At 74.8% G+C, this 23,090-nt stretch carries 22 protein-coding genes and 2 pseudogenes; 6 read left to right on the top strand and 18 right to left on the bottom strand.

The window, feature by feature from the left end:
* Positions 1-85: 85 nt before the first annotated feature.
* The 3 genes from ACZ7LK_RS24990 to ACZ7LK_RS24980 all read right to left on the bottom strand — a co-directional run bounded on the left by ACZ7LK_RS24990 (position 86) and on the right by ACZ7LK_RS24980 (position 3,514).
* Positions 86-1,291 carry an HTTM domain-containing protein gene (locus tag ACZ7LK_RS24990; protein ID WP_471143468.1) on the bottom strand — a complete coding sequence of 402 codons (1,206 nt, stop codon included), beginning with the start codon at positions 1,289-1,291 and terminating at the stop codon, positions 86-88.
* On the bottom strand, positions 1,278-1,862 hold the full coding sequence (locus ACZ7LK_RS24985; protein WP_471143465.1) for a DUF5819 family protein: 585 nt from the start codon (positions 1,860-1,862) through the stop codon (positions 1,278-1,280). The genes ACZ7LK_RS24990 and ACZ7LK_RS24985 overlap by 14 nt, the downstream gene beginning before the upstream one ends.
* Positions 1,863-2,158: 296 nt before the next feature.
* A complete protein-coding gene (locus ACZ7LK_RS24980; protein WP_471143462.1) occupies positions 2,159-3,514 on the bottom strand; it encodes an ice-binding family protein in 1,356 nt (451 codons plus the stop codon).
* Positions 3,515-3,861: 347 nt separating this feature from the next.
* Here ACZ7LK_RS24980 and ACZ7LK_RS24975 point away from each other — a divergent pair, with 347 nt between their 5' ends.
* Positions 3,862-4,428: a DUF5994 family protein gene (locus ACZ7LK_RS24975; protein WP_469464709.1), complete on the top strand. Its 567-nt coding sequence runs from the start codon at positions 3,862-3,864 to the stop codon at positions 4,426-4,428.
* A 4-nt stretch (positions 4,429-4,432) separates the two neighbouring features.
* Positions 4,433-4,666 (top strand): hypothetical protein, encoded by a 234-nt coding sequence (locus ACZ7LK_RS24970; protein ID WP_392275539.1) that lies wholly within the window; start codon positions 4,433-4,435, stop codon positions 4,664-4,666.
* A gap of 162 nt (positions 4,667-4,828) precedes the next feature.
* Here the strand turns inward: ACZ7LK_RS24970 and ACZ7LK_RS24965 are convergent, their stop codons facing one another.
* Positions 4,829-5,281 carry an iron chaperone gene (locus ACZ7LK_RS24965; RefSeq protein ID WP_469464710.1) on the bottom strand — a complete coding sequence of 151 codons (453 nt, stop codon included), beginning with the start codon at positions 5,279-5,281 and terminating at the stop codon, positions 4,829-4,831.
* Between the two features lie 106 nt (positions 5,282-5,387).
* On the opposite strand from ACZ7LK_RS24965, the gene ACZ7LK_RS24960 reads away from it, so the two are divergent.
* On the top strand, positions 5,388-6,224 hold the full coding sequence (locus ACZ7LK_RS24960) for a YhjD/YihY/BrkB family envelope integrity protein (RefSeq protein WP_392275541.1): 837 nt from the start codon (positions 5,388-5,390) through the stop codon (positions 6,222-6,224).
* A gap of 134 nt (positions 6,225-6,358) precedes the next feature.
* Here ACZ7LK_RS24960 and ACZ7LK_RS24955 read toward each other — a convergent pair.
* Positions 6,359-7,249, bottom strand: a pseudogene (locus ACZ7LK_RS24955) (DMT family transporter); the annotation flags it as partial.
* Positions 7,250-7,374: 125 nt separating this feature from the next.
* Between ACZ7LK_RS24955 and ACZ7LK_RS24950 the strand changes: the two are divergent.
* Positions 7,375-8,160 carry a DUF2470 domain-containing protein gene (locus ACZ7LK_RS24950; RefSeq protein ID WP_392275543.1) on the top strand — a complete coding sequence of 262 codons (786 nt, stop codon included), beginning with the start codon at positions 7,375-7,377 and terminating at the stop codon, positions 8,158-8,160.
* Between the two features lie 85 nt (positions 8,161-8,245).
* Here ACZ7LK_RS24950 and ACZ7LK_RS24945 read toward each other — a convergent pair whose 3' ends face one another.
* Positions 8,246-9,511 (bottom strand): cytochrome P450 family protein, encoded by a 1,266-nt coding sequence (locus ACZ7LK_RS24945; protein ID WP_392275544.1) that lies wholly within the window; start codon positions 9,509-9,511, stop codon positions 8,246-8,248.
* 179 nt (positions 9,512-9,690) lie between these two features.
* Between ACZ7LK_RS24945 and ACZ7LK_RS24940 the strand changes: the two genes are divergently transcribed.
* Complete coding sequence (locus ACZ7LK_RS24940) at positions 9,691-10,140, top strand: lamin tail domain-containing protein (RefSeq protein ID WP_392275545.1); 450 nt, start codon at positions 9,691-9,693, stop codon at positions 10,138-10,140.
* A gap of 68 nt (positions 10,141-10,208) precedes the next feature.
* Here ACZ7LK_RS24940 and ACZ7LK_RS24935 read toward each other — a convergent pair whose 3' ends face one another.
* Together ACZ7LK_RS24935 and ACZ7LK_RS24930 are read right to left on the bottom strand one after the other, a co-directional pair.
* Positions 10,209-10,469 carry a hypothetical protein gene (locus tag ACZ7LK_RS24935; RefSeq protein WP_471143454.1) on the bottom strand — a complete coding sequence of 87 codons (261 nt, stop codon included), beginning with the start codon at positions 10,467-10,469 and terminating at the stop codon, positions 10,209-10,211.
* Positions 10,470-10,534: 65 nt separating this feature from the next.
* Positions 10,535-10,741 (bottom strand): annotated as a pseudogene (locus tag ACZ7LK_RS24930) (hypothetical protein); the annotation flags it as partial.
* Positions 10,742-11,088: 347 nt separating this feature from the next.
* Here ACZ7LK_RS24930 and ACZ7LK_RS24925 point away from each other — a divergent pair.
* Complete coding sequence (locus tag ACZ7LK_RS24925; RefSeq protein WP_392275546.1) at positions 11,089-11,445, top strand: PRC-barrel domain-containing protein; 357 nt, start codon at positions 11,089-11,091, stop codon at positions 11,443-11,445.
* Here the strand turns inward: ACZ7LK_RS24925 and ACZ7LK_RS24920 are convergent.
* From ACZ7LK_RS24920 to ACZ7LK_RS24875, 10 genes are read right to left on the bottom strand one after another with little or no spacing between them, the layout of a single operon-like run.
* Complete coding sequence (locus ACZ7LK_RS24920) at positions 11,400-13,169, bottom strand: ABC transporter ATP-binding protein (protein WP_471143451.1); 1,770 nt, start codon at positions 13,167-13,169, stop codon at positions 11,400-11,402. The two genes, ACZ7LK_RS24925 and ACZ7LK_RS24920, sit on opposite strands and share 46 nt — an antisense overlap.
* On the bottom strand, positions 13,166-13,951 hold the full coding sequence (locus ACZ7LK_RS24915; RefSeq protein ID WP_469464715.1) for an ABC transporter permease: 786 nt from the start codon (positions 13,949-13,951) through the stop codon (positions 13,166-13,168). The genes ACZ7LK_RS24920 and ACZ7LK_RS24915 overlap by 4 nt, the downstream gene beginning before the upstream one ends.
* On the bottom strand, positions 13,948-14,901 hold the full coding sequence (locus ACZ7LK_RS24910; RefSeq protein ID WP_392275549.1) for an ABC transporter permease: 954 nt from the start codon (positions 14,899-14,901) through the stop codon (positions 13,948-13,950). Before ACZ7LK_RS24910 ends, ACZ7LK_RS24915 begins: the two co-directional genes overlap by 4 nt.
* Entirely contained in the window at positions 14,889-16,502 is a 1,614-nt protein-coding gene (locus ACZ7LK_RS24905) for an ABC transporter substrate-binding protein (protein WP_471143447.1), read from the bottom strand. Before ACZ7LK_RS24905 ends, ACZ7LK_RS24910 begins: the two co-directional genes overlap by 13 nt.
* Positions 16,503-16,561: 59 nt before the next feature.
* Positions 16,562-17,350 (bottom strand): class I SAM-dependent DNA methyltransferase, encoded by a 789-nt coding sequence (locus ACZ7LK_RS24900; protein WP_471143444.1) that lies wholly within the window; start codon positions 17,348-17,350, stop codon positions 16,562-16,564.
* A complete protein-coding gene (locus tag ACZ7LK_RS24895; RefSeq protein ID WP_471143441.1) occupies positions 17,347-18,639 on the bottom strand; it encodes an MFS transporter in 1,293 nt (430 codons plus the stop codon). The genes ACZ7LK_RS24900 and ACZ7LK_RS24895 overlap by 4 nt, the downstream gene beginning before the upstream one ends.
* Positions 18,636-19,712 carry a mandelate racemase/muconate lactonizing enzyme family protein gene (locus tag ACZ7LK_RS24890; protein ID WP_471143439.1) on the bottom strand — a complete coding sequence of 359 codons (1,077 nt, stop codon included), beginning with the start codon at positions 19,710-19,712 and terminating at the stop codon, positions 18,636-18,638. Before ACZ7LK_RS24890 ends, ACZ7LK_RS24895 begins: the two co-directional genes overlap by 4 nt.
* Positions 19,709-20,851 carry a PLP-dependent cysteine synthase family protein gene (locus ACZ7LK_RS24885; protein ID WP_392275554.1) on the bottom strand — a complete coding sequence of 381 codons (1,143 nt, stop codon included), beginning with the start codon at positions 20,849-20,851 and terminating at the stop codon, positions 19,709-19,711. The genes ACZ7LK_RS24890 and ACZ7LK_RS24885 overlap by 4 nt, the downstream gene beginning before the upstream one ends.
* Positions 20,848-21,729: a Rossmann-like domain-containing protein gene (locus tag ACZ7LK_RS24880; protein WP_471143437.1), complete on the bottom strand. Its 882-nt coding sequence runs from the start codon at positions 21,727-21,729 to the stop codon at positions 20,848-20,850. The genes ACZ7LK_RS24885 and ACZ7LK_RS24880 overlap by 4 nt, the downstream gene beginning before the upstream one ends.
* Positions 21,726-22,982 carry an ATP-grasp domain-containing protein gene (locus ACZ7LK_RS24875; protein ID WP_471143434.1) on the bottom strand — a complete coding sequence of 419 codons (1,257 nt, stop codon included), beginning with the start codon at positions 22,980-22,982 and terminating at the stop codon, positions 21,726-21,728. The genes ACZ7LK_RS24880 and ACZ7LK_RS24875 overlap by 4 nt, the downstream gene beginning before the upstream one ends.
* Positions 22,983-23,090 lie beyond the last annotated feature (108 nt).

The raw sequence follows: 23,090 nt of genomic DNA, 5'->3' as shown, positions 1-23,090 counted from the left end.
GGCGGGGCGGCCCGGCGGGCCGGTCGGCCGGCGGCGCGTGACCGGCGCACCGAGCGGCCGCGCCGTACGGTCCGGCGGCGGCCACTCAGCCGGCCCGTCCGGGCTGCGCGGGGACGAGGCCGGCTTCCGGGCCGGGGGGTGTCTCCTTCCCGCCGGTGCCCGTACGCCGGACCGCGCGCCGGCACAGCGGCCCCAGGGAGCGGTAGAAGCGGTCCGGCAGGAAGGCCGCGTCGGCGACGATCATCGCGGCGGAGAAGAGCGGCAGGCCGAGGACCACCGCGATGCCCACGTGCATGGTCAGCAGCATGGCCAGGACGGGGTACTTGAGCCTGCCGAAGAGGACGAAGGGGAAGGCGACCTGGAGCAGCACCGTCAGGTAGCACGCCGCGGCGATCAGCACCTCGTGGTCGTCCGCCATGGCGGAGAGGGCCGGCCACGGCCGGAACAGGTGCAGGTTCAGGGCGTAATGCAGGGCGGTCCCGTTTCCCCAGGTGCCGCCCTGCACCTTGTACAGGCCGGCGGAGCCGTAGAGGAAGCAGACCTGGGCGGCGATGACCAGCATCCCGCAGTTGTGCAGGACGGTGACCAGGCTCAGCCGGGCGTCGCGCAGATGGGTCCGGAGCTCGCCCCCGAACGGCGGCCACGGGAGGCGTGGCCGCGGCCCGGCGGCCGAGCGCAGACGGGCCCGGCGGGCATCGAGGGACCAGCGCCGGCCGCAGGCGGTGAGGACGAGGTAGACGGCCATGAGGAGGATCAGGTTGTCCCCGCCGTCCGTCATGAAGATCGCCCTGGCGTGGAACGAGGCCACCACGAGGGCGAACAGTACGGACACCACTCTGGTCCGCCAGCCGAGCAGGAACAGCGCGGACGTGACGACAGCCGCTCCGTAGCAGAGCTCGAAGTAGGCGCGGCTGTCGGACAGGGTGAGAATGCTCGCCCAGCCCGTCTGGTCGAAGAGCTGTCGCGCCAGTACGGGAGTCCACGGCGAGCCGGGCCCCCAGATCTCGTCGCGGTGCGGGAACTCGCGCAGCAGGAAGACGAGGTAGAGCAGCCCGTACCCGATGCGCAGGACCGCCGCCGCGTACAGGGAGACCGGCCGCTCGACGAGGAGGGCGAAGATCGCGGCGAGACGGTCGAGTGCCCACCGCGTCACCGTGCGCGAGCCCGCTCGCCCGGTGCCGTCCGCCGACGGCCCGGGGGCCGTGGGCGTGGGCGTGGGTGCGGTCGCGGGCGTGGGTGCGGTCATGGGCGTGGGTGCGGTCATGGGCGTGGTCGGCTCAGTCGGTGCCATGGGGGGCCACCTTCCACCAGGGCAGGTAACGGGTGTCCACGGCGGTGGCGGGGCGGTCGCTCCGCGCGGACCCGGGTGCGCCCACGGGCAGCGTGACGACCCGGAGCTGGATGGAGTCGAAGGAGCCGCCACGCCGGTCGGCGACCCGGTCCGCCGCGATGTTGCGGAGGTACCGCTGGATCATCACGGCCCGCTCCGAGCGCGGCAGGTCGTCACCGCCGAGCGTTTCGAGGTAGGAGCTCCAGGCACGGCGGAGCATGTTCTGGGTCGTGTGACTCGGAAAGACGTTGTGCTCGATCGCGGTGGTGTCCACATCACTCAGGTCGAACCATCCGCTCACCTCCGCCGTGCCGTCCGGAGCGGTACGCATGGTCCTCGCGGAGATCTGCCGGTTGACCGACTCCGGATCCGGGGCGAAGAGCCGCCAGTTCTGCTCGAACACCGGGTAGATCCAGGCGTCGATCTGCCGGCTGTAACGCTGCGAGACGGCATTGGCGGGTGCCACGTGCAGGAAGACCAGCACCACATGGATGAGCGTCGCCGCCAGACACAGGACCACGGCGGCTCCCATGGCCGCTCTCAGCGAGCGGTGCGGTGGTCTCGCACCACCGTGTGACGCCGGCGGACCGCTGCCGCCGCCCCTCTCGGCCGAACCGGCGCCGGAGTGCTCCGACCCCACCGGTTCCGCTTGCCCGACGCCGCCCAGCACGGCCCCACCCGGCCTTCCCGTCCCGCTGTTCATGTCCGCTTCTTCCGGTTCTCGCGGTTCCGCGCGTGGCGCGGGGTGGACCCGGAGGTCCACCGCGCGCCACGCGTTCCACTCACGCTGGTGGGGAGCCGGCGTCGCGCACGGCTCGCCCACGGGCGCTACCCGTTCATGTCGTCGCCGTGCGTACCGGGCCGGCCGTGACCCTTGAGGTCCAGGTCCAGGTCGAGGTGGCGCGCGCGGTCGCCGTAGCCGCCGGGCTTGCCGTTGTCGCCGTGCCCGGGCTTGCCGTGACCGGGCTTGCCCGGCTTGCCGTGTCCGGGCTTACCGTGACCGGGCTTGCCATGCCCGGGCTTGCCGTGGTCGTGGTCATGGCCATGGCCGTGTCCGGGCTTACCGGGCTTGCCGTGACCCGGCTTCCCCGGCTTGCCGGGCTTACCGGGCTTGTGCGGCGGCTTGTGCGGCGGCTTGGGACCGCCGCCGCCTGTGGTGCCGCCATGGACGCCGCCGATCGTCGCGCCCGTGGTACCGCCCGTGGTGCCCGCGATGAGGCCACCCGTGGTCACTCCGCCGAGCACACCGCCGACGACTCCGCCGGGCGCGCCACCGGTGGTGCCGCCGGTCGTCACACCGCCGAGCACGCCACCGACGCCGCCCGTGGTGCCACCGTTGGTGGTGCCCCCGGTCCCGCCCGTGGTGCCGGCGATCACGCCGCCGGTAGCGGTGCCGCCCGTCGTGCCACCGGTGGTGCCGCCCGTCGTGCCGCCCGTGGTCCCGCCGGCACACGCGGGTCGGGTGATCGTGTTGGTGTCCAGCGTCACGGAACCGTTGCGGGCCAGGGCCCGGCCCACGATGTCCGCTCCCGTGTTGGCGGTGATCGACGTCAGGGCCATGATCGTGCCCACGAAGTCGGTCTCGGTGCCGAGGGTGGCCGAGCTGCCGATCTGCCAGAACACGTTGCACGGCGAGGCACCGTTGATGAGGCTCACGCTGCTCGCGGAAGCAGTCGTCAGGCCGGAACCGACCTGGAACACCCAGATGGCGTCCGGGTTGTTCTCGCCGTCCAGGGTGAGCGTGCCCGTGAGACCGAGGGTGGACGATGCCGTGTACACGCCCGGGGCCAGGGTCAGACCGCCGGCGTCCGGGGGAAGCGCCATGTCCGAGGACTGCCCGGCCGCGTTGTTGTACGCGGCGACCAGGTCGCTCTTGGCCCCGGCGGCCACGGCGTCCGCCGAGTGGAACGTCCCGTCCACCAGCCCGGGCGGGAATCCGGTGATGGCCGTTCCCGGGTGCACCCCGACGTCGCCGGTGATGACCGAGGCTCCGGTGTTGGACACCGACTGACCGGCCAGGACGGCGAAACTGTCGGCGGTGCCCAGGAGTACGGGTTGGGCGAGCGCGTTCGCCCGCGTCGGCGTCACCGCCACGACGGCGGCGGAGATCACCAGGGTGAGCACCGCGGCCATCCAGGCCGACGTTCTGCGCCAATGCGGCGCGGCAGAGGTATTCAGCGTCATCGAGAAGCCAGCTCCTGAGGGGGATGGTGGCACGTTCAGCGAAAGCCGGAATGTCCGGAATCGCCCGCTTCATTCGGCTGGCATATTACGCAGACTGCTAGACGGGGTTACGCGCCGCCGGAGTGTTTCCCGGAAGCCCTCCATTTGCCGCAAAGAAAATACGAGGGTCCGACGACCACGGCCACGAGGACGGCCGGCCAGGCGCTCGTCGGCGGCCCGTCCCCGGGGCGTCGGCCGGAGTAGAGTGGAGGCACCGGGAGCACCTCGCACACCGGCTTCCCGCCGGTGCCGTTCCCGGCGAGCGACAACACCGGGACGCCTGAGGCGCCCGGAGTCAGGTCCGCGTCATGACCGCGACCATCGAACGTACGACCCTCACCGAGCGGCCCGCGCCCTCACCACCGGTGCGGCTGTCAATGGTCCCGGCGGGATCGGCGCCCGGTCTCCTGGACGGTGCCTGGTGGCCCCGCTCCCGCGACCTCGCCCGTGAACTCCCCGCTCTGACCGACGCACTGGACGTCCCCTGGGGCCGGGTCACCCGGGTGACGGTGAACCCGTCCCTGTGGCCCGTGATCCCGCGCAAGGTGCCCGTCACCGGGCACACCGTGCATGTGGGCTGGTTCGCCGCCGAGCAGGACCGGAACAAGCTGATCCTTCTCTCCTACACCAGGGGTCGCATGGACCTCCTGGTCGTCCCACCGGAGACGGGTGCGGCCGCAGCCGCCCGGCTCATGTCCGCGGCCGCGGCTCCGGGCGGCCTCAGCACCGCCAGCGCGCTGATGGCCGACGAGGACTCGGCCACCCGCGAAGGGACGGAGGCCCGCGGTCGCGAGGAAGGCTGGGAGACCGACGGCGGAGCCGCTTCGCCGGGCGGGGACCCGGCCGGGCCCCTCGGCGCCTCCCGAGGGCGGTGAGGACATGGGAACCCTCATCGTCGTCGCCCTGATCATCGCCATGATCGGCGTGGGCGTGATCGTCATCCACCTGCTCAACACACAGCACGACGAAAGGATCGCGGCCTTCCGCTACAGCGACGCCCTGCCGGGGATCGGCAGGCGCGGCGGCCGGGAGCGGAGCGGCCTCCGAGCGGGCCGTACCGACAGAACGAGGCCCGAAAAGTCACCGATGCCGGAAACGAGTCATCGGACTTAGGATGAAAGCGGGTCGGCACACTCTCACGTGCGACCGACCCGGAAGGGCGACCCCGGTGTGTACACGCCGGGGTCGTTGTCGTTGCCGATCCCGGACGGGGGCGGGGCGGGGACGGGCGGGGCGGGGACGGGCGGGACGGGGACGGGGCGGGGCGGGGCGGGGTCAGCCCACCGCCCGGCGGAGGAGGGCGGTGATCCGGTCCTCGACGGCGGGGGTGAGGTCGGCCAGGGCGTAGGCGGTGGGCCAGAGCGGGCCCTCGTCGAGGGCGGCCCGGTCGCTGAAGCCGAGGGTGGCGTAGCGGGACGTGAACTTCTGGGCGCTCTGGAAGAAGCAGAGGACCTTGCCGTCCTTGGCGTAGGCGGGCATCCCGTACCAGAGCCTCGGGGTGAGGGCGGGGGCGGCGGTCTTCACCAGGGCGTGGACGCGTTCGGCGAGGACCCGGTCGGCCTCGGCCATCTCGGCGATCTTCGCGAGTACGTCGGCCTCCCCGTCGGCCTTGGCGGCGCGCGGGCCGCGGCGGCCGGCGGCCTTCAGCTCCTTGGCCCGCTCCTTCATCGCGGCCCGCTCCTCGTCGGTGAAACCGTCGTAGCTCGTGGTGGCCTGCGTGTCCGTCATGGCGATGTCCTCTCCGGCGGTGCTCGATGGGGTGCGTCTCACGCTAGCCATGCGGCCCCTGGGGTGGCTTCTCCGAAACTGATCGATGGCGTGGTAGTCGACAGGGATGCCGAAGCCACTCAGCGAAGCCCGTCGTCCCCATCCGTTCGGCCGACTGCGCCGTGCGGTCGGGCGCTCACCCGTGGGGCGGGCGTGGCGGCGCGGCACGTCCCTCGAACTGGGCCAGCGCGCCTTGGGGTTCGCGGCTCTCGGGCTCCTGACACTCGTACCGCTCCTGGTGATCGTGTCCTCGGCCGATCCGGAGCGGGGGCGGGGGTTCGCGCAGTGGCTGGCGGACGGACTCGGGGTGTCGGGCACGTCCCGGAACGAGGTGGAGCGGCTGTTCACGACCCCCGGCCAGGCGTTGCGCACCACGACGGCGTTCGGCATCGCCGCGCTCACCCTCTTCGGGCTGACCTTCGGGGCGGCGATGCAGACCGGGTACGAGAAGGTGTGGGGGCTCGGCCAGGCCCGCTGGTGGGCGCGGTGGCGGCACGTGGTGTGGCTGGTCGCGCTCACCGCGTACGTCTTCCTCTCCGGGACCACCACGTTGCGGCAGGAGGTCCCGGCCGGCGCGTTCGCCGCCGCGCTGAGCGGGGTCCTGTTCTTCTGGTGGTCCCAGCGGCTGCTGCTGGGCGGCCGGGTGGCCTGGCGGGCCCTGCTGCCCGGCGCCGTGGCCACCGTGATCGGTCTGCTCGGCCTGCGGGTGTTCTCCCAGCTCGTCTTCTCCCCCCTCATCGCCTCCAGCACGGTCACCTACGGTCCCGTCGGCACCGTGCTCGTCCTCCAGTCCTGGCTGGTCGGCGCGGGCGTGGTCGTGTTCGGCGGGGCGCTGGCGGGGCGCCTGGTCCACGAGGAGCTCACGCGGGTGGCGGGTTCACTGCGCCGGGGACGGCGGGGGTGAGCGGGTGGGGGGTGCGGGCCGGCCCGCGGACCCGGCGCGCTACCGGGCGGCTCGCGAGCCGGGGCGGGAGCCGGGGCGGTAGCCGGTGCGGTAGCCGGGGCGGGTGCGGGTGCGGGGGACGGGCGTTCGGCTCCGTCGGCGGCCGTACGGCCCCATGCCGTACCGGCCAGGATCAGCAGGACCCCCAGCAGGCCGAGCCAACCCGGCCGGTCACCGCCGAGGGAGATGCCGGCCACGGCGGCCCACACCGGTTCCGTACCGAGCAGGAGGCTGACCCGGGACGGGGAGGTGCGGCGTACCGCCCACATCTGGACGAAGAACGCGAACAGCGTGCAGAACACCGAGAGGTGGAGCAGCCACGCCCAGTCGGCCGGTCCGAAGTCCGCCGCCGCGGCCCAGGGGGTGGCACCCGTGCCCGGCGCGGCGCACAGCAGGGCGAACACCAGTACCGAGCCGCCCAGTTGGACGGTGGTCAGCGACAGGGCGTCCGCGCCCCGTACCGACCGCATCCGCGACATCGCCAGGACGTGCACGGTACGGGCGACGGCGGCGCCCAGCATCAGCAGGTCGCCGGCCGACGGCTCGCTGAACCCCGCCCCCTGGGTCAGCAGCAGCACACCCGCGACCGACAGGCCCGCCGCCGCGACGAACCCGCGGGACAGGGGCGTACCGCGCAGCCGGCTCTCGGCGATCGGCGTGAAGATCATGGTGAGGCTGATGATGAGCCCGGCGTTGGTCGCCGAGGTGTGCACGACCCCGTACGTCTCCATCACGAAGATCCCGGCGAGGATCAGGCCGAGGACGCCCGCTCCGCGCAGTTGCGCGCCGCTCAGGGCGCGGAGCCGTCGCCACCCGGCCACCACCAGTACCGGCAGGACGACGGTGAACCGCAGTACCAGGACCGCCAGTACGGTCCCGCCGGTGGTGACGCCCTTCGCGGCGAGATAGCTGGAGCCCCAGACCACCGCGACGAGCAGGACGGGCAGATCGGTCGGCCAGGCGCGGCGGGCCGCGGTGACGCTCATGGGTCTCCTCGGGCGGAGGGGGCACGGGGCCCCGGGCCCGGACAGCGTAATCGGCGGTCCGGGGGGAGGTGGCGGGAGCTGCCGCCCGTCCGCTAAGTTAGGCAAGCCTTACCTAAGGAGGAGTGGTGAGCAGTCGCCCCGACGCCCGTCCGCCCGAACCCACCCGCACCGAACCGACCCGCGCCGAACGGGTCCGGTCCGTGCTGGTCGCCGCCCGGTCCCTGACGGTGACCACCCACGGATACCGCTGCGACCTGACCGGCGCGCACGCCCTCGACGAACGGGGCCGGCTGACGCTGCGCCTGCCGGCCGACTGCCACCTCGCCGCGGCCGTGGTGTGCGCCCCCCGGGGCGACCTGGCGACCGTGCTGCACTTCACCGACGTGGCGCCGACCGCCGTACGGGAGCGGGTACGGGCCAGGGTGACGCTCGCCGGGTGGCTCACCGAGGACGACGCGGGAGCCGGGACGGCGGCGCACGGTGTCGCCCTGCGCCTGGATCCCGTACGGGCCACGCTCGTCCGGGGCGACGGGGGCGACGGGGGCGGGACCGGCGACGGGGGCGTCTGCGTCGGCCTGGACGAGCTGGTCCTCGCCGAGGCGGATCCGCTGGCGGCCCACGAGGCGGGACTGCTCATGCACCTGGCCGACGACCACGCCGACGCGGTGGCCCGGCTCGCACGGCTGGTGGAGCCGCGGCACCTGCACGGCGTCCGCCGGGTGGTGCCGGTGGGCGTCGACCGGTACGGGCTCACGCTGCGGCTGGAGCGCGTCCGCGACCACGCCGACGTACGGCTGCCGTTCGCCGTCCCGGTGCGCGAGGCGGCCGACTTCGGGGACCGCGTGCAGCGGCTGCTGGCCGCCGCGCACGCGTGTCCGCGCCGGCGCCCCCGCCTGTACACCCGGCCGTGACCCGGGCCCCGGCACCACCGCCACGGCCCGGGGGGCGGGACCAGGTCGCGGCGATCATCCGCGCGGCCCCGTCGGCCGCCGCCCTCTACACGCCGCCCGGCCCGCCGCCGCGTCCGTCGGCGGGCACCCCGACGCGCACGGGAAGCGAACGGTGCCCGTGCGAGATGAACGACTCGACCGGCCGCAACTCCTCCGCCGGCACGGCCAGTTCCACCTCCGGGAACCGTTCGAAGAGCGCCGGCAGCGCGATCCGCGCCTCCATCCGGCCCAGCGGGGCGCCCAGGCAGTAGTGGACGCCGTGGCCGAACGCCAGGTGCTCCTTGTCGGCCCGGGTGACGTCGAAGCGGTCGGCGTCCTCGCCGTACCGCCCGGGGTCGCGTCCGGCGGCGGCGTACGCGACGAGGAGCGCATCGCCCCGGCGGACGACCGTCCCGTCGACGTCGATGTCGTCGACGGCGTACCGCAGCGGGAGGTTGGCGACCGGGGCGTCGGACCGCAGGGTCTCCTCGATCACGTCGTCCCAGGACGCCCGGCCCGCCCGTACGAGCGCGAGCTGATCGGGGTGGGTGAGCAGGGCGTGGATGGCGTTGTCGAGAAGGTTGACGGTGGTCTCGTGGCCGGCGCCGATCATCAGCACCAGGGTGCCGAGCAGTTCCTCCTCGCTCAGCCGGGTGCCGCCCTCCTCGTCCCGGGCCGCGATGAGACCGCTGGTCATGTCGTCGCCGGGGGCCAGCCGTTTCGCGGCGACGAGTTCGGCCATGACGGCGTAGAGCCGGGTGTAGGTGGCGGTGACCTCGGCGGGGTCGGCGGCGGTGTGGAAGATGCTGTCGACGATGGAGCGCAGTTCCCCGCCCTTCTCCTCGGGGAGGCCGAACAGCTCGCTGATCACCTGGATGGGGAGGGGGTACGCGTACATCTCCCGCAGGTCCACGACGGCGCCGTGCCGGCCGGCCTCGGCGATGCGGTCCAGCAGCGTGGCCGTGATCTCCTCCACGCGCGGCCGCAGCGCGGCGGTGCGGCGGGCGGTGAACGCCTTGGCGACCAGGGTGCGGAGGCGTTTGTGCTCGCCGCCGTACGCGGTGAACATGTTCTCCACGGCGACCCAGGTGAACAGGGGCCATTCCGGGGAGATCTCCCCGTTGATCCAGGCCGGCCAGTGGCGGCGCGGGTCCTTGGAGACCCGGGGGTCGGTGAGCAGCCGCTTCAGCAGGTCGGGGCTGCTGACCGCCCAGGCCTCGACGCCGCCGGGGAGTTCGACGCGGGCGAGGGGCCCGCGTTCGCGTAAGCGGGCCGCTTCCCCGTGGATGTCCCGGCCGGCCGGATCGATCACCAAGCGGTCCTGGTCGCGCATCAGCGCCTCCTGCTTCCTGCTCGTCGCGTCGCGATGGGCGCATCACGCTACGCGCGGACGGGCTCCGGGACGAGACCGCATCGGTTCGCTCCTGAATGGGCGAAACCGACCAGTAACTCCATGACCATATGGTGTGCTTTCCCCGCCGTGGAACGCACGGTTCACCTTGGGGAGGACTCTTGAAGGTTCGCTTCGCCGCGTCGGCAGCCGTCGTCGCCACCGCCGTCGCCGGAAGCCTGCTGACCGCCGCTCCGGCCGCCCAGGCCGCGGGGGGCGTCAGCATCTACCGCGTGTACTACAACTCGCCCGGCACGGACAACCGCACCAACACGTCGCTGAACGCGGAGTGGGTGCAGCTCTACAACTCCGGCACGTCCGCCATCTCCCTCACCAACTGGAAGCTGAAGGACCGGGCGGGCTGGACCTACACCTTCAGCGGCACGATCGGCGCCAAGCGGTACCTGACGGTCCACACCGGCCGGGGCACCAACACCGCGGGGCACCGGTACTGGGGCCGGGCGGCGTACGTGTGGAACAACGACGGCGACACCGCGTACCTGCGCAAGGCGTCGGGCACCCTCGTCGACTCCTGCGCCTGGGGCTCCACCGGCTCGTCGAAGTACTGCTGACGACCGCCACCCGCTCCGCCCCCTCACCGGCGGGCGGAGCGGGCGGGGTACCCCCGCACGGGTCTCCTTCAGCCGGCTCGGCGAGCAGAGGCGCGCGGGACGACCCGGACGTTCGCGCCCCTCGCTCGCAGCCACTCCTCAAGGGACTCTCCGCCGATTTCGCGAACGCCACCCTCTTCAGCGACCAGCTCCACCGGGCCGAAAACGGAACCTGAGAGACCATTCACGACGGTATTACCGTCGATGCGCACCTGAAATGAATTTTCCTGCACCACCGCATTCGAAAGATCCGCGCCGCACAGGTTCACATCCAGCAGTGAGGCACCCATCACGCGCGCCCCACGGAAGCTCGCCCCGGATGCGTCGACGCCGTAGAGCGATGCCTTGACCAGGTCAGCGTGCCGAGCGCGGCGAACTGGCTGTTGCGGACGACCGTCATCATCACGACGGACGACATCACACCGGCGACGGGCAGCAGCGACATCGCGATGTTGCCGCCCTTGCCCTCAGGGAGGTTGGGCGGGGCCTCGATGGTGCGCGCCCCGGGGGCGGCCGGGGGCCGGGTGGTCCGGGCGGGGCGGTGTATCAGCCCGGTGCTCATCGGTCGGCTCCCCCTCAGTGGCGCTTCTGGGAGAGGTGGAAGACGTCCGCGGCGAGGCGGGAGGACCACCCGACGCAGCCCGCGCACAGGACGGCCGCGTCGTCCGTCCCCCTTGCTTTGCCTCCGCGACATAAGGCATGGGCGAGCGGCGGGCACACCCCGGGGCGACGCCCGGGAGCACCGCGGGAACACCCCGGGGGAGGTGCCGGGGCCCCGCCCGGCGGGCGTCGCGGCAGGGTGACCGGGTGCCGTGCGGTGGCGCCGGTCGGCGCGCGGGCGGACGCTGGACCCGGGAAGGGCCAGACCCACCGCACGGACCGCACGGACCCGCTCAGAGGGCAGAACGCATGATCCAGTCAGCAGACATCCGCGAGTGGCGCAACCACGACGTCGTCGATCCCAAGGGCCACAAGATCGGCGTGCTGGAGGCCGTCTACGTGGACACCGTCACCGACCAGCCGGCCGTGGCGACCGTACGGACGGGGCTGCCGACCAGGCAGCGGCTGGTGTTCGTCCCGATCGGCGACGCGATCGTGGGGCCGGACTACCTCAAGGTGCCGCACTCCAAGGGGGAGGTCCGCAAGGCGCCGTCCATCGGCACCGACGACGTCCTGCCGGCCGAGGGCGAGGCCGACATCTTCCGGCACTACGGCATGCCCTACGAACCGGGTGCCCACGGCGAGCGACGGCTCGCCCGCCGCTGACCCCTACGCCATTCGAGGAGGTGCCTTCCATGGTGCTGTTCCTGTTCCTGATCATCGTCGCCATCGTCCTGGGGCTCATCGGCGTGGTGATCGAGGGCCTGATGTACCTGCTGATCATCGGCATCGTGGTCCTGGTGCTCGACGTGCTGTTCCTCGCCCTCCGCCGGGGCCGCAACCGCCCGCTGCGCTAGGTCGGGTCCGGAAAGTCCCGCCTGGCCCGCGGTCCGGCCGAGCAGGGCGGCCGTGAACGGGTGGCGGGGCGAGACGAGGACCCGGTGGGCCGGGCCCTGCTCGACGATCCGGCCCCCGTCCAGCACGGCGATCCGGTGGGCCGGGGCGGCGGTGTCCAGGTCATGGGTGATGAGCACCAGGGCCAGGTCACCGCGCTCGCGGAGGAGACCGGTGAGGGTGCGGAGGAGGCCGCGGCGGGTGACCGTGTCGAGGCCGGAGGTGATCTCGTCGCAGACCAGCACCCGGGGCTCGGCGAGCAGGGCGCGGGCGAGGGCGGCGCGCTGGAGTTCGCCGCCGGACAGGCCGGCGGGACGGCGGCGGACGAGGCGGGCGTCGAGCCCCAGGCCGGCCAGGGTGCGCAGCGCCTCGGCCGTCGCCGCGTCGCGGTCCGCGCCGCGCAGCCGTACCGCCGTGCGGGCCACCTGGTCGAGCACCGGGCGGTGTTCATCGAAGGCGGCCCGCGCGTCCTGGAACACGTACTGCACCGCCGCCAGTTGCCCGCGGGTGCGGTCGCGCAGGCTGCGGGGCAGGGGGGAGCCGTCGAGGAGGACGTCCCCGTCGTGGTCGCGGTGGAGCCCGGCCAGGCAGCGGCCGAGCGTGGTCTTGCCGCTGCCGGAGCGGCCCACCAGCGCCAGGCACTCACCGGCGCGGAGGGTGAGGGCCCCGGTGGTGCGCAGCACGGTGGCCCGGCCGTGCCGGGCGGTGAGCCCCTCCGGCACGTGCAGGACCACGCTCCCGCCCCCACCGGGCGCCGGGGGCGGCGGGGCGGCGGGCGGGGCGAGGAGGGCGCGGGTCCAGGGGTGGCGGGGGGCGTGCCAGAGCCGGCCGGGCGGTCCGGACTCCACCACCCGCCCGGCCCGCATCACGAGGACGTCGTCGGCCAGGTCCCGGACGACGTCCAGGTCGTGGCTGAGCAGCAGGAGCGCGACGCCCTGCCGGGCGACGGCGGCCAGTCCGTCCACCACGTGCCGTTTGGTCAGCGGGTCCAGACCGGTCGTCGGCTCGTCGGCGACGATCACCTCGGCGCCGAGCAGCAGCGCCTGCGCGAGAACGACCCGCTGCTGCTGGCCGCCCGAGAGCTGGTGCGGGTACCGCCGCAGCAGGGCCTCGCCGTCCGGGAGCCCGGCGCGGGCCAGGGCGTCGGCCACGCGGGCCCGGGCGGCCGCCCGGCGCTCCCGGCGCGGCAGCCCACGCACCCGGGTGCGGGCGACGTCCGTGAGCAGCGCGTCCACCCGCCGGGCCGGGTTGAGGACGGCCCCCGGGTGCTGCGGCACGTACCCGACGAGCCCCTCCGGCACCCGGACCCGGCCGGTCACCCGGGCGCCGGGCGGGTACTCGCCGAGCAGGGCGAGGCCCGTGGTGGTCTTGCCGCTGCCGGACGCCCCCACCAGGGCGGTGACCCGCCCGGGGCGCAGCCGGAGGTCGACGCCGTCGACGACGGCCCGGCCCCCGGTCTCGACCCGCAGGCCCCTGATGTCGGCCACCGCGTTCACGCGCGTCTCCCCTTCTCCAGCGCCGCGTCGAGGAGCAGGTTGCTCCCCGTGGTCAGCGCGACGATCAGCAGGGCGGGCACCACGACGGCCCAGGGCTGGACGAACAGCCCGGTGCGGTTGCGGTCGACCATCACCGCCCAGTCGGCGGCGTCGGGCGCGACGCCCACGCCGAGGAACGCGGCCGTCGCCACCAGGTACAGCACGCCCGTCAGCCGTACGCCCGCGTCGGCGGCCAGCGTGCGGACGGCCGACCGGCCGGCGTACCCGACGGCCGTGCGCCACCAGGTCTCGCCCTGCATGCGCAGCGCCTCCACCGCCGGGCGGGACGCCGCCTCCGCGGCGGCGGCGCGCACGATACGGGCCGCGTCCGGGATGTTGACCAGCGCGACCAGCAGCGCGAGGCCCACCGCGCCGGGCGAGAACACGGCGGCGACCAGCAGGACCATCAGCAGCGACGGCACCGCCAGCAGCACGTCGAGGGGCCGCATCAGCAGTTCCTCCAGCCAGGCGCGGTGGGTGAGCGCGCCGGCCAGCCCGAGCGGCAGGGCGACGGCGTACGCCAGGGCCGTCGCGGCCAGCGCGACCAGCACCACCGGCCGCCCGCCGAGCAGCACCTGCCGCCACACGTCCCGTCCGGTGAAGTCGGTGCCCAGCCAGTGCCCGCCGCCCGTCGTGAACGAGGTGGCGCGCGGGCCCGGTTCGCCGGCGAACAGCGGCCCGAGCAGGGCGATCAGGAGCGGTACGCCGACGATGAGGCCGCCCAGGACGAAGCGCCGTCTCACGCCGCCACCTCCGCCCGGGGGGCGAACCGGCGGGCGACCAGGTCGGCGCCCAGGTTGAGGACGACGGTCGCCACGCCGAAGACCACCGCGAGGGCCTGGACGACCGGGACGTCCCGCTCGGTGACGGCGTTCATCAGGACGGTGCCGAGACCGGGAATCACGAACAGGGCCTCCACGACGATCACCCCGCACAGCAGCCAGTCGACGGTGCGGGCCAGTTGCTGGGCGGCGGGCGCGAGCGCGTTGGGCAGCGCGTGCCCGTACCGGACGCGTGCGCCGCCGATCCCGTACCGGCGGGCCTGGGCGGCGTACGGGGAGGCCAGCGCCTCCGTCATGCCCGCCCGGACCAGCCGGGCCAGGGAGCACACCGGGCGCGACAGCAGGACGAGCACGGGCAGCACCAGCGCGGCGGGGTGGGCGAGCAGGTCGGTGCCGTAACCGACGGCGGTCGGCGGCAGCCAGCCGAGCCGCAGGGCGAACACCGTGACCAGCAGCACCCCGGACGCGAACTCCGGCACCGCGTACACCCCCAGCGTCACCGCGCTGACCAGCCGGTCCACCCACCGCCCCGCGTGCCGGGCGGCCAGCACCCCGAGGCCCACGCCGGCCGGCACCAGCAGCACCACGGTCAGGGCGGCGAGCAGCAGCGTCGGCCCGAAGCCGTCCACGAGGTACGCGGAGACGGGCCGGCCGGACGCCAGGGACGTCCCGAAGTCGCCCCGTACCAGCCCGGCCGTCCAGTCCGCGAGCCGCTCGTGCGCGGGCCGGTCCAGCTCCAGGGCCTCGCGGACGGCGGCGATCCGCGCCGGGTCGGGCTGGTCGCCGGCGAGGGACACGGCCGCGTCGCCCGGCAGCGCCTCGGTGAGGGCGAAGACGAGCAGCACCACGGCCGCCGTCTGCGCGGCACCGAGCAGCAGCCGCCGGACGATCCACGAGGTCACGCCAGCCACACCTTGTCGAAGCGGGCCCAGTCCAGGGAGTTGGCGGGCGCCCCGGACGCGACGCCCCGGACGTTGCTCGCGGTGCCGAGGATCCAGTCGGCGAACCCCCAGACGAGGAAGCCGCCCTCGGCGTGCATCCGGCGCTGCATCCGCTCGTAGACGGCGGCCCGCGCGGTCCGGTCCCGGGTGGACTGCGCCTGCCGGTACAGGGCGTCGAAGTCCTTGTGGTGCCACTTGGTGGCGTTGGTGGTGGAACCGGTCAGCAGGCGCTGGGAGATGTGCGCCTCGATGGGCATGGCACCGGAGCGGTAGCAGCACAGGGTGCCGGAGTCGAGGACGTCCTTCCAGTAGCTGTCCTTGCTGCCGGTCCTGACGGTGACGGTGACGCCGGCCCGGGCCGCCTGGTCGCGGAAGATGGCGGCGGCCTCGGTGAACCCGGCGGCGACGGGCGAGGTGTCCAGGGTGACCTTCAGCTTCTCCGCGCCGGCCCGCTTGAGCAGCGCCCTGGCCCGGTCCAGGTCCTGTTCGCGCTGCGGGAGGCCGCCGGCGTAGTACTCGTACCCCTTGCCGAACAGGTCGTTGCCGATCTCGCCCGCGCCGGACAGGGCGCCCTCGACCAGCTCCTTGCGGTCGGCGATCAGGAAGAACGCCTGGCGGACCCGCGCGTCGTCGAACGGCGGCCGGTCGGTCTTCATGGCGAACGACTGCATGGCGCTGTTGCGGAGCCGGACGATCCGGACCCGGCCCCCGTCCTCGTGGGCGCGGGCGGTGGTGGGGTTCAGCTCGTGGGCGTACTCGACCTGCCCGCCGAGGAGGGCGTTGACCCGCGCGGACTCCTCGTTGGCGACGACGAACTCCAGCTCGTCGAGGTACGGGGCGCCGTCCCAGTAGTCGTCGTTCCGCCGGAAGACGGCGGAGCGGCCGGGCGCGAAGGACACGAACCGGAACGGGCCGCTGCCGACGGGGTTCCGGTCGAAGTCGTCGGCGCCCTCCGGGACGACGTAGGCGCCGAACGCGGCGAGCACGTTGGGGAACTCGGCGGTCGGGCGCTTGAGGACGAACTCCACGGTTCGCGCGTCGATCGCCCGGCTGGCCCCGAGGTCGATGGGCTCCAGGGACGCCTTCGCCCGGTACGCCCCGGCCGGGTCGGCGACGCGGCGGTAGCTGTAGAGCACGTCGGCGGCGGTGACCGGCCGGCCGTCGTGGAAGGCGGCCTCGCGGAGGGTGACCTTCCAGCGGTCCAGGCCCGCGCTCGGCTCCCAGCCGGAGGCGAGGCGCGGCCGGGCGGACAGGTCGGGCCCGTAGTCGGCCAGCTTGTCGAACAGCGCCTTGGCGCGGGCCACGTCCGCGAACAGGTTGGCCAGGTGCGGGTCGAGGGTCTCGCTCGCACCGCCGCCGGCGAACGCGGCCCGCAGCCGCCCGCCCCGCCGGGGCCTGCCGCCGCCGTCGGCGGAGGTGCCGGCGGGCCCGGACCCGGCGCAGCCGGTGAGGGCGAGCCCTCCGAGGCCCGCGGCGGCCGCGCCTCCGGCGGCGGCGAGGAAGCCCCGCCGGCGCAGACCGGGAAAGCGGGGGTCGTTCACGGGGACGTCGTTCCTGGGGACGTCGTTCATGGCGGTCTCCTTGGTGCTGGGCGGGTGGGTCACGGGGGCGGGGGCGGGGGCGGCGGGTGTCACGCGCGGCTACGGGCGACCAGGTGCAGCCGGTCGCCGTCGGCCGTGGCGGCGGGCGGGTCGCCCTCCCGCCAGGGCGGGTCGGTGCGCGGGCCCGGCCGGTCGTACAGGGCCAGCACCTCGAAGCCGTGGACGGCCAGGAGGTGGCGCAGCTCCTGCGGGAAGAGCAGCCGCCACGCGGAGCGCTGCTCGACGGGCGGGGCTCCGTCGTCGGAGGTCCACACCCGGGTGCGCCGCAGCAGTTGCGCCGCCCGGTCGACGTGCAGGGTGGTGGTGGAGCGGTACGCGGTGCCACGCCAGGTGAAGCCGTTGACGGCGGGGGTGCCGAGGAGTTCCGTACGGCCCAGGAAGAAGGCGCCGTTGCGCATCTCGGCGACGAGCAGACCGCCGGGTGCCAGCGAGCGGCGGCAGGACGTCAGGAACCCGTCGAGCTGGGCGTTGGTGTGGCAGTACAGCAGGGAGCTGTCCAGGCACACCACCGCGTCGAAGGCCCCGGTACCGAGGTCGAAGCCGTGCAGGTCCGCCCGGACGTGGTCGGGCCCCGGGTGGTGTTCGCGGGCGTACGCGAGCATCGCGCCGGACAGGTCGGCGGCGGTGACCCGGCGGCCGACCGCGTGCAGATGGGCGGCGTCGCGGCCGGTGCCGCAGCCGATGTCCAGGACCCGGGGCCCGGCCCCGTACCGGCGCAGGGTGTCCTCGGCCCAGCGCCCGGCGAGCCGCCCGGGGTCGGGGAAGCGCGCCTCGTACAGGGCCGGGTTGTCGGTGAGCAGGTTGGCCGAGCCGGTCATGCGCACCGCCCCGCGCCGCGGGGCGCGGCCGTCCGCCGCGTCTCCCCGCCGGCCTCCGGCAGGGCGCCCCGGCGGTGCAGCCACAGCACGCCCGCCGCGGACACGGGCCCGAGGGCGAGGCAGCACGCCCAGGGCAGCCAGGCCGCGCCCCCGTCGGCGCCCGCGTCCATGGCCCGGCCGACGACGGCGTTGCCCACGGCGGCGGCGATGCCGGAGACCACGTAGAACAGACCGAAGCAGGTGCCGGTGAGCTCCGGCCGGCCGAAGCGGGGGATCAGCTCCATCACGAACGGCTGGGCGGCCATCACGCCCAGGTACAGCAGCAGCGCCCCGCCCAGCACGGGCAGCACCCGCAGCGCCGTCTCGCCGGGCCCGCCGCCGGGCGCCGGCCCGCCGTCCGCCACCAGCATGGGCGGCAGGAACGACAGGCCCATCAGGGCGAGGCCGGCGGCGATCCACCACGCCCGCCGGCCGCGCCGCTTCAGCGCCCGGGTGAGGGGCAGTTGGAACGCCAGGTTGGCGAGGGTGCCCACCAGGAACACCAGCCCCGCCGCGCCGTCCCAGCCGGTGGCGGCGCGCGCCCCGTCGGGCAGCAGCAGGTAGAGCTGGTTCTCCATGGTGAACATGCCGACCATGGCCAGGGCGAACGCCACGAACCGCCGGTTGCCGGCGACCTCCCGCCAGTCGCCGAGCACACCGCCCCGGGCGGGCGCTGCGGCCTCGCGCGCCGGGAGCACCAGCGCCTGGGCGACGGTGAGGACGGCGAAGATCCCGGCGGCGGTGAGGGCGGAGACCCGGAAGTCGGCCAGCAGCAGGGCGCTGCCCAGCAGTGGTCCGACCAGGGCGCCGGTGGTGGCGAACACGTTGAACAGGGCGAACGCCTCCGCCGTGCGCTCCCCCGCCTCCTGGGCGAGGTAGGCGCGGACGGCCGGGTTGAACAGCGCGCCCGCCAGTCCGCTCAGGACGGAGGCGGCCAGCAGCACCGTGAGGCCGTCGCCGAGGGCGAACATCCCGAACCCGGCGGTGCGCAGCGCGCAGCCGGTGATGATCACGCGGCGGGCGCCCAGCCGGTCCGCGGCGGAGCCGCCGATGAGGAACAGCCCCTGCTGGCTGAGGTTGCGCACGCCCAGCACGACGCCGACCACGGCCGCCGACATGCCGAGGTCCTCGGTGAGATGCAGGGCGAGGTAGGGGACGAGCAGGTAGAAGCCGGTGTTGACGCCGAACTGGTTGACCAGCAGCAGCCGCACGGCGAGCGGGAAGCCGCGTATCTCGCCGAGGGCCGTCATGCGCCGGCCCCCCGGGCCGTGGCGCGCGGGCGGACCCCCAGGCCGGGCTTCCGGCCGGTCCGTACGGTGCCGTCGGCGCCGCCGATGCCCGTCCAGGGGTCGTCCGCGAGCAGCAGGTGCCCGTCGAGGTCGGTCCACCGGGCGCGGTCGGCGAGGTGGACGGCGGGCGCGATCCCGAGGGTGCTGGCGGTGAGGCAGCCGAGCATCAGCTCCGTGCCGGAGCCCGCGATCAGCCGGGCGATCCGCAGGGCGGCCGTGGCGCCGCCGCACTTGGCCAGTTTGACGTTGACGCCCTGGACGCGGCCGGCGAGGCGGCGGACGTCGTCGAGGCCGACCGCGTCCTCGTCGGCGATCACCGGCAGCGGCGACCGTTCCGCGAGCCGGGCCAGCGCCTCGGGGTCGCCGGGGACGAGCGGCTGCTCAACGGCCTCGACGCCCAGTTCCACGAACCGGGGCAGCAGCCGCGCGCACCGGTCCGCCGTCCAGGCGCCGTTGGGGTCGAGCAGCAGCCGGGCGTGCGGGGCGGCCGCGCGGACCGCCCGTACGCGGGCCACGTCGTCGTCCGGGTCCGGGGCGCCCGCCTTCAGCTTGAGGACGGTGAACCCCTGCCGGACCAGGTGCCCGGCCAGCGCCGCGGCCCGCCGGGCGGGTGTGATGCCGATGGTGCGGGCGGTCGCGGCACGGGGCGGGGCGGCGGCGGGGCCGGGGCGGTCGCCGAGGAGCTGGTGGACGGGGACGCCCGCGCGCTTCCCGGCGAGGTCGAGGAGCGCCGACTCGACCGCCGCGATCACGGCGGGCGGGGCGGCGGTGAGCGCCGGGGCTCCGGCGCGGAGCGCGTCGAGGGCGCTCTCGGGGCCGTCGAAGCGGCGCAGTTCCCGGGCCGCGTCGTCCAGCAGCCGTTCGATGGTGGGGGCGTCGAGGCCGTAGTACGCGCTGGTGACGGCTTCGCCGTGGCCGCGCAGCCCCTGGTGTTCGACGGTCAGCCACACGGCGTCGCGGGCGGCCATGGTGGAGCGGGATATGCGCAGCGGCTCGCTGAGGCGGAGGCGCACGGTGCGCCGGGTGACGTTCACGGGCTCTCTTTCACGGGGTGGCCGCCGCGCGGGGCGGGGGTGGTGGCGGGGTGGTCGCCGCGCGGGGCGGGGGTGGTGCGGTCGAGCGGGTCGGTGACGGTGGTGCAGCGGGCCCATCCGGTGGCTTCCACGGCGCGCGGGTGCGGGATCTCGACGGGGCGGGCGGCGGCGCCGGCCGGGTCGATGCCGTGGGCGGTGGTGAAGTCGTCGTCGTAGACGGAGCCGAGGTAGCGGTGGGGCCCGTCGGGGAAGACGGTGGCCACCACGGCCCCGGGGTGGACGCGGGCGGCCCAGGCGGCCACGCGGGCGACGGCGCCGGTGCTCCAGCCGCCGCTGACGAAGCTGGAGCGGGCGAGCCGGCGGCAGGAGTCGACGGCCTCGGCGGGGCCGATCCAGTGGACCTCGTCGAACGCCTCGTAGGCGACGTTGCGCGGGTGGATGCTGCTGCCCAGGCCGCGCATCAGGCGGGGCCGGGCGGGCTGGCCGAAGATGGTCGAGCCGGTGGCGTCCACGCCGATGAGGCGCAGCCGCGGCCAGTGCCGCCGCAGCGGGCCGGTGATCCCGGCGCTGTGGCCGCCGGTGCCGACGCTGCACACCAGCACGTCGAGGTGGTCGAGCTGGGTGGCCAGTTCGGCGGCCATGGAGGCGTAACCGGCGGTGTTGTCGGGGTTGTTGTACTGGTCGGGCCAGTACGCGTGCGGCAGCAGCGCCAGCAGTTCGCGCAGTCGCGCCAGCCGGGCCGCCTGCCAGCCGCCCTCGGCGGCCGGGCGGTCGACCAGCTCCAGCCGGGCGCCGTGGGCGCGCAGCAACTGCCGCATCGACGGCTCCAGCTCGGTGTCGCCGACCAGCACGACGGGGTGCCCGAGGGCCTGGCCGGCGAAGGCCAGTCCGATGCCGAGCGTGCCGGAGGTGGACTCCACGACCGGTGCGCCGGGCCGCAGTTCGCCGCGTTCCCGGGCGCCGAGCAGCATGGACACCGCCGCCCGGGCCTTCATGCCGCCGACACCGAGGCCTTCCAGCTTGGCCCAGAACCCGGGCTGCGGGCACGGCAGGTCGGCGGTGACGCGGGCGAGCGGGGTGCGGCCGAGCAGCGCGAGCAGCTCCGGGTTGCCGGTGGGGCTCCTTACGGCCGTGGTCACGAGGCGGCCCCGCCGTACCGGTGGACGACGCCGGGACCGCCGTCCAGCCAGAAGAAGGGGTACGGCTCGGCGCACACCGCGCTCACTCCGGCGCCGATCAGGCGCGGCAGCACCGCGCTGCCGGTCTGCGCGAACATCACCAGCGGCTTGCCGTGCCGCAGCGCGTGGGCGCGCAGCGGCTCGAAGGTGCCGTTGCCGAGGGTCATGCCGGAGGCGAGGACCGCGTCGCAGCGCTCCAGTTCCGCCCGGGCGTCGGTGCGCACCGGCTCGCCCCACTCGGTGGTGCCGCCCTTGAGGTCGCACGGTACGTACGCCAGCCCGCGCGCCCGCAGCGCCTCCAGCAGGGAGTTGACGACGCCGACGACGAGCACGGTGGCGCCCGGGGCGGTGTCGAGCAGGTCGGTGACGGCCCGGGCGCGGGCCCGGGACTTGTCGAGCGACCCGCCCGCGGGGAGGGGGAACGGCCGGGCGCCGTTCGCGGCGGTGTGCGGCAGGACGTGCATCAGGTACGCGTCCAGCGCGGCCACCCGTACCGGCGGCAGCTCGTGTTCCAGCAGCCGGGCGACGTCCGCGCCCACGCAGTCGTCGACGGCCCCGTCGGGCAGCCCGCCGGGTTCGACGGCGCACGAGCCGACCGCCGCCCCGAGGCGCAGGCTCAGCACCTCGTTGCGGTACCCGGTCCCGCGCCCCTGGTGGCGTACGGACTGGCGGGTGGTGAACGCCACCGAGACGCGCTGCGTGCCGGGGTCGGGCCCGAGGCCGCCGCGCAGGACGCGGGCGACGAGCTCGTCGTACGAGGCTGCCGCCGGGCGGGCCGCCGGGGCCGGGCCGGCGGTGTCCACGGCGGTGGCCGGGCCGGCGGCGGCCGGGGGCGTCATCGGGTCACCACCCGGGGGCGGAGCGCCGCGAGGAGCGCCTCGACACGGTCGCGGGCGCCCGGGCCGTCGGCGTCGCCGGCCATGACGTGCCCCAGGTACTCGTTGTTGCTGCCCGCCGCCCTGACGGCCGCGCCCGGCTCGGCGAGCTGGAGTTCCAGCAGGCCGGGGGCCCGGCGCACCTCGTCGGCGCCGTCGACGCCGTCCAGCACGCCCTCCCGGTCCGGGACGAGGAACCCGATCGCGGCGCTGCGCAGCCCGGTGGCCCGCCGCCGCAGGTCGGGCCGGCGGCCGAGGGCGACGTCCACGGCGGCGGCCGCCAGGTCGATCCCCGTGACGTGCCGTATGAGTTCGGTGATGCGGTTGCCGGCGGGGCGCGGGTTCACCTCGACGACGCGGGGCCCGTCGGGGGTCAGTTTGATCTCGGTGTGGGCGACCACCGCGTCGAGGCCGAGGGCCTTGAGGGCGTGCAGCGCGGTCCGTTCGGCCGCCTCGGAGTCGGCCGGGCTCAGCGCGGCCGGGAACATGTGGCCGGTCTCGATGAAGGCGGGCGCCCCGCCCACGCTCTTGTCGGTCACCCCGACGACGTGGGACGTGCCGTCGTACGACACCGTCTCCACGCTGACCTCGGGGCCCTCCAGGAGCTCCTCCAGCAGGACGACCGGCGTCCGGCGCTGGCCGCGGGCGTTGACGGGGAACGCGGCGAGCGCCCGGTGCGCGGCCACCAGGGCGGCCTCGTCGTCGACGCGCCGGACGAACATCCCGGCGCACAGGTCCACCGGCTTGAGGACCAGGGGGTAGCCGATCTCCCGTGCGGCGCGTTCCGCCTCCGCCCGGTCGGCGCAGACCGCGAAACGGGGCCCGGGCACACCGGCCTGGGCCAGGACCTGCCGGGTGGCGTCCTTGCGGCAGGCGTTCACCACCGCCTCGGGGGTGGGCCCGGGCAGGCCGAGGCGTCCGGCGATCCGCGCGGCGGTGCCGAGGTAGTAGTCGCACGAGGTGATCACCCCGTCGAACCCCAGGGTGGCGTGGGCCCGCTCGGCGAACGGCAGCAGGGCGGCGGTGTCGTTGGTGTCGGCCGTCAGCACGTGCCGGGCGGCGAGCAGCGGGTGCGCGGTGCCCTCGGGGGCGGAGCGCAGGTAGTGGTGCAGGTCGCGGGTGAGGAAGGTGAACTCGTGGCCCTCCTCGCGGATCGCCCGTGGCAGCAGCCTGCTCATCGATCCGACCCAGCTCTCGACCACCAGCAGATGAGCCACGGCTTCCCCTTCTTCGGCGTGCGCGGACGTATGCGGTCGCGCCCGACGGGACCGGTACGTGTCCGGAGGCGCGCGGGCTTGACCGGGGAGCACGTTATCGATAATCGT

It is taken from the genome of Streptomyces sp. NPDC039423 (assembly GCF_055598725.1).
This window is presented reverse-complemented; position numbering and strand designations above follow the sequence as displayed.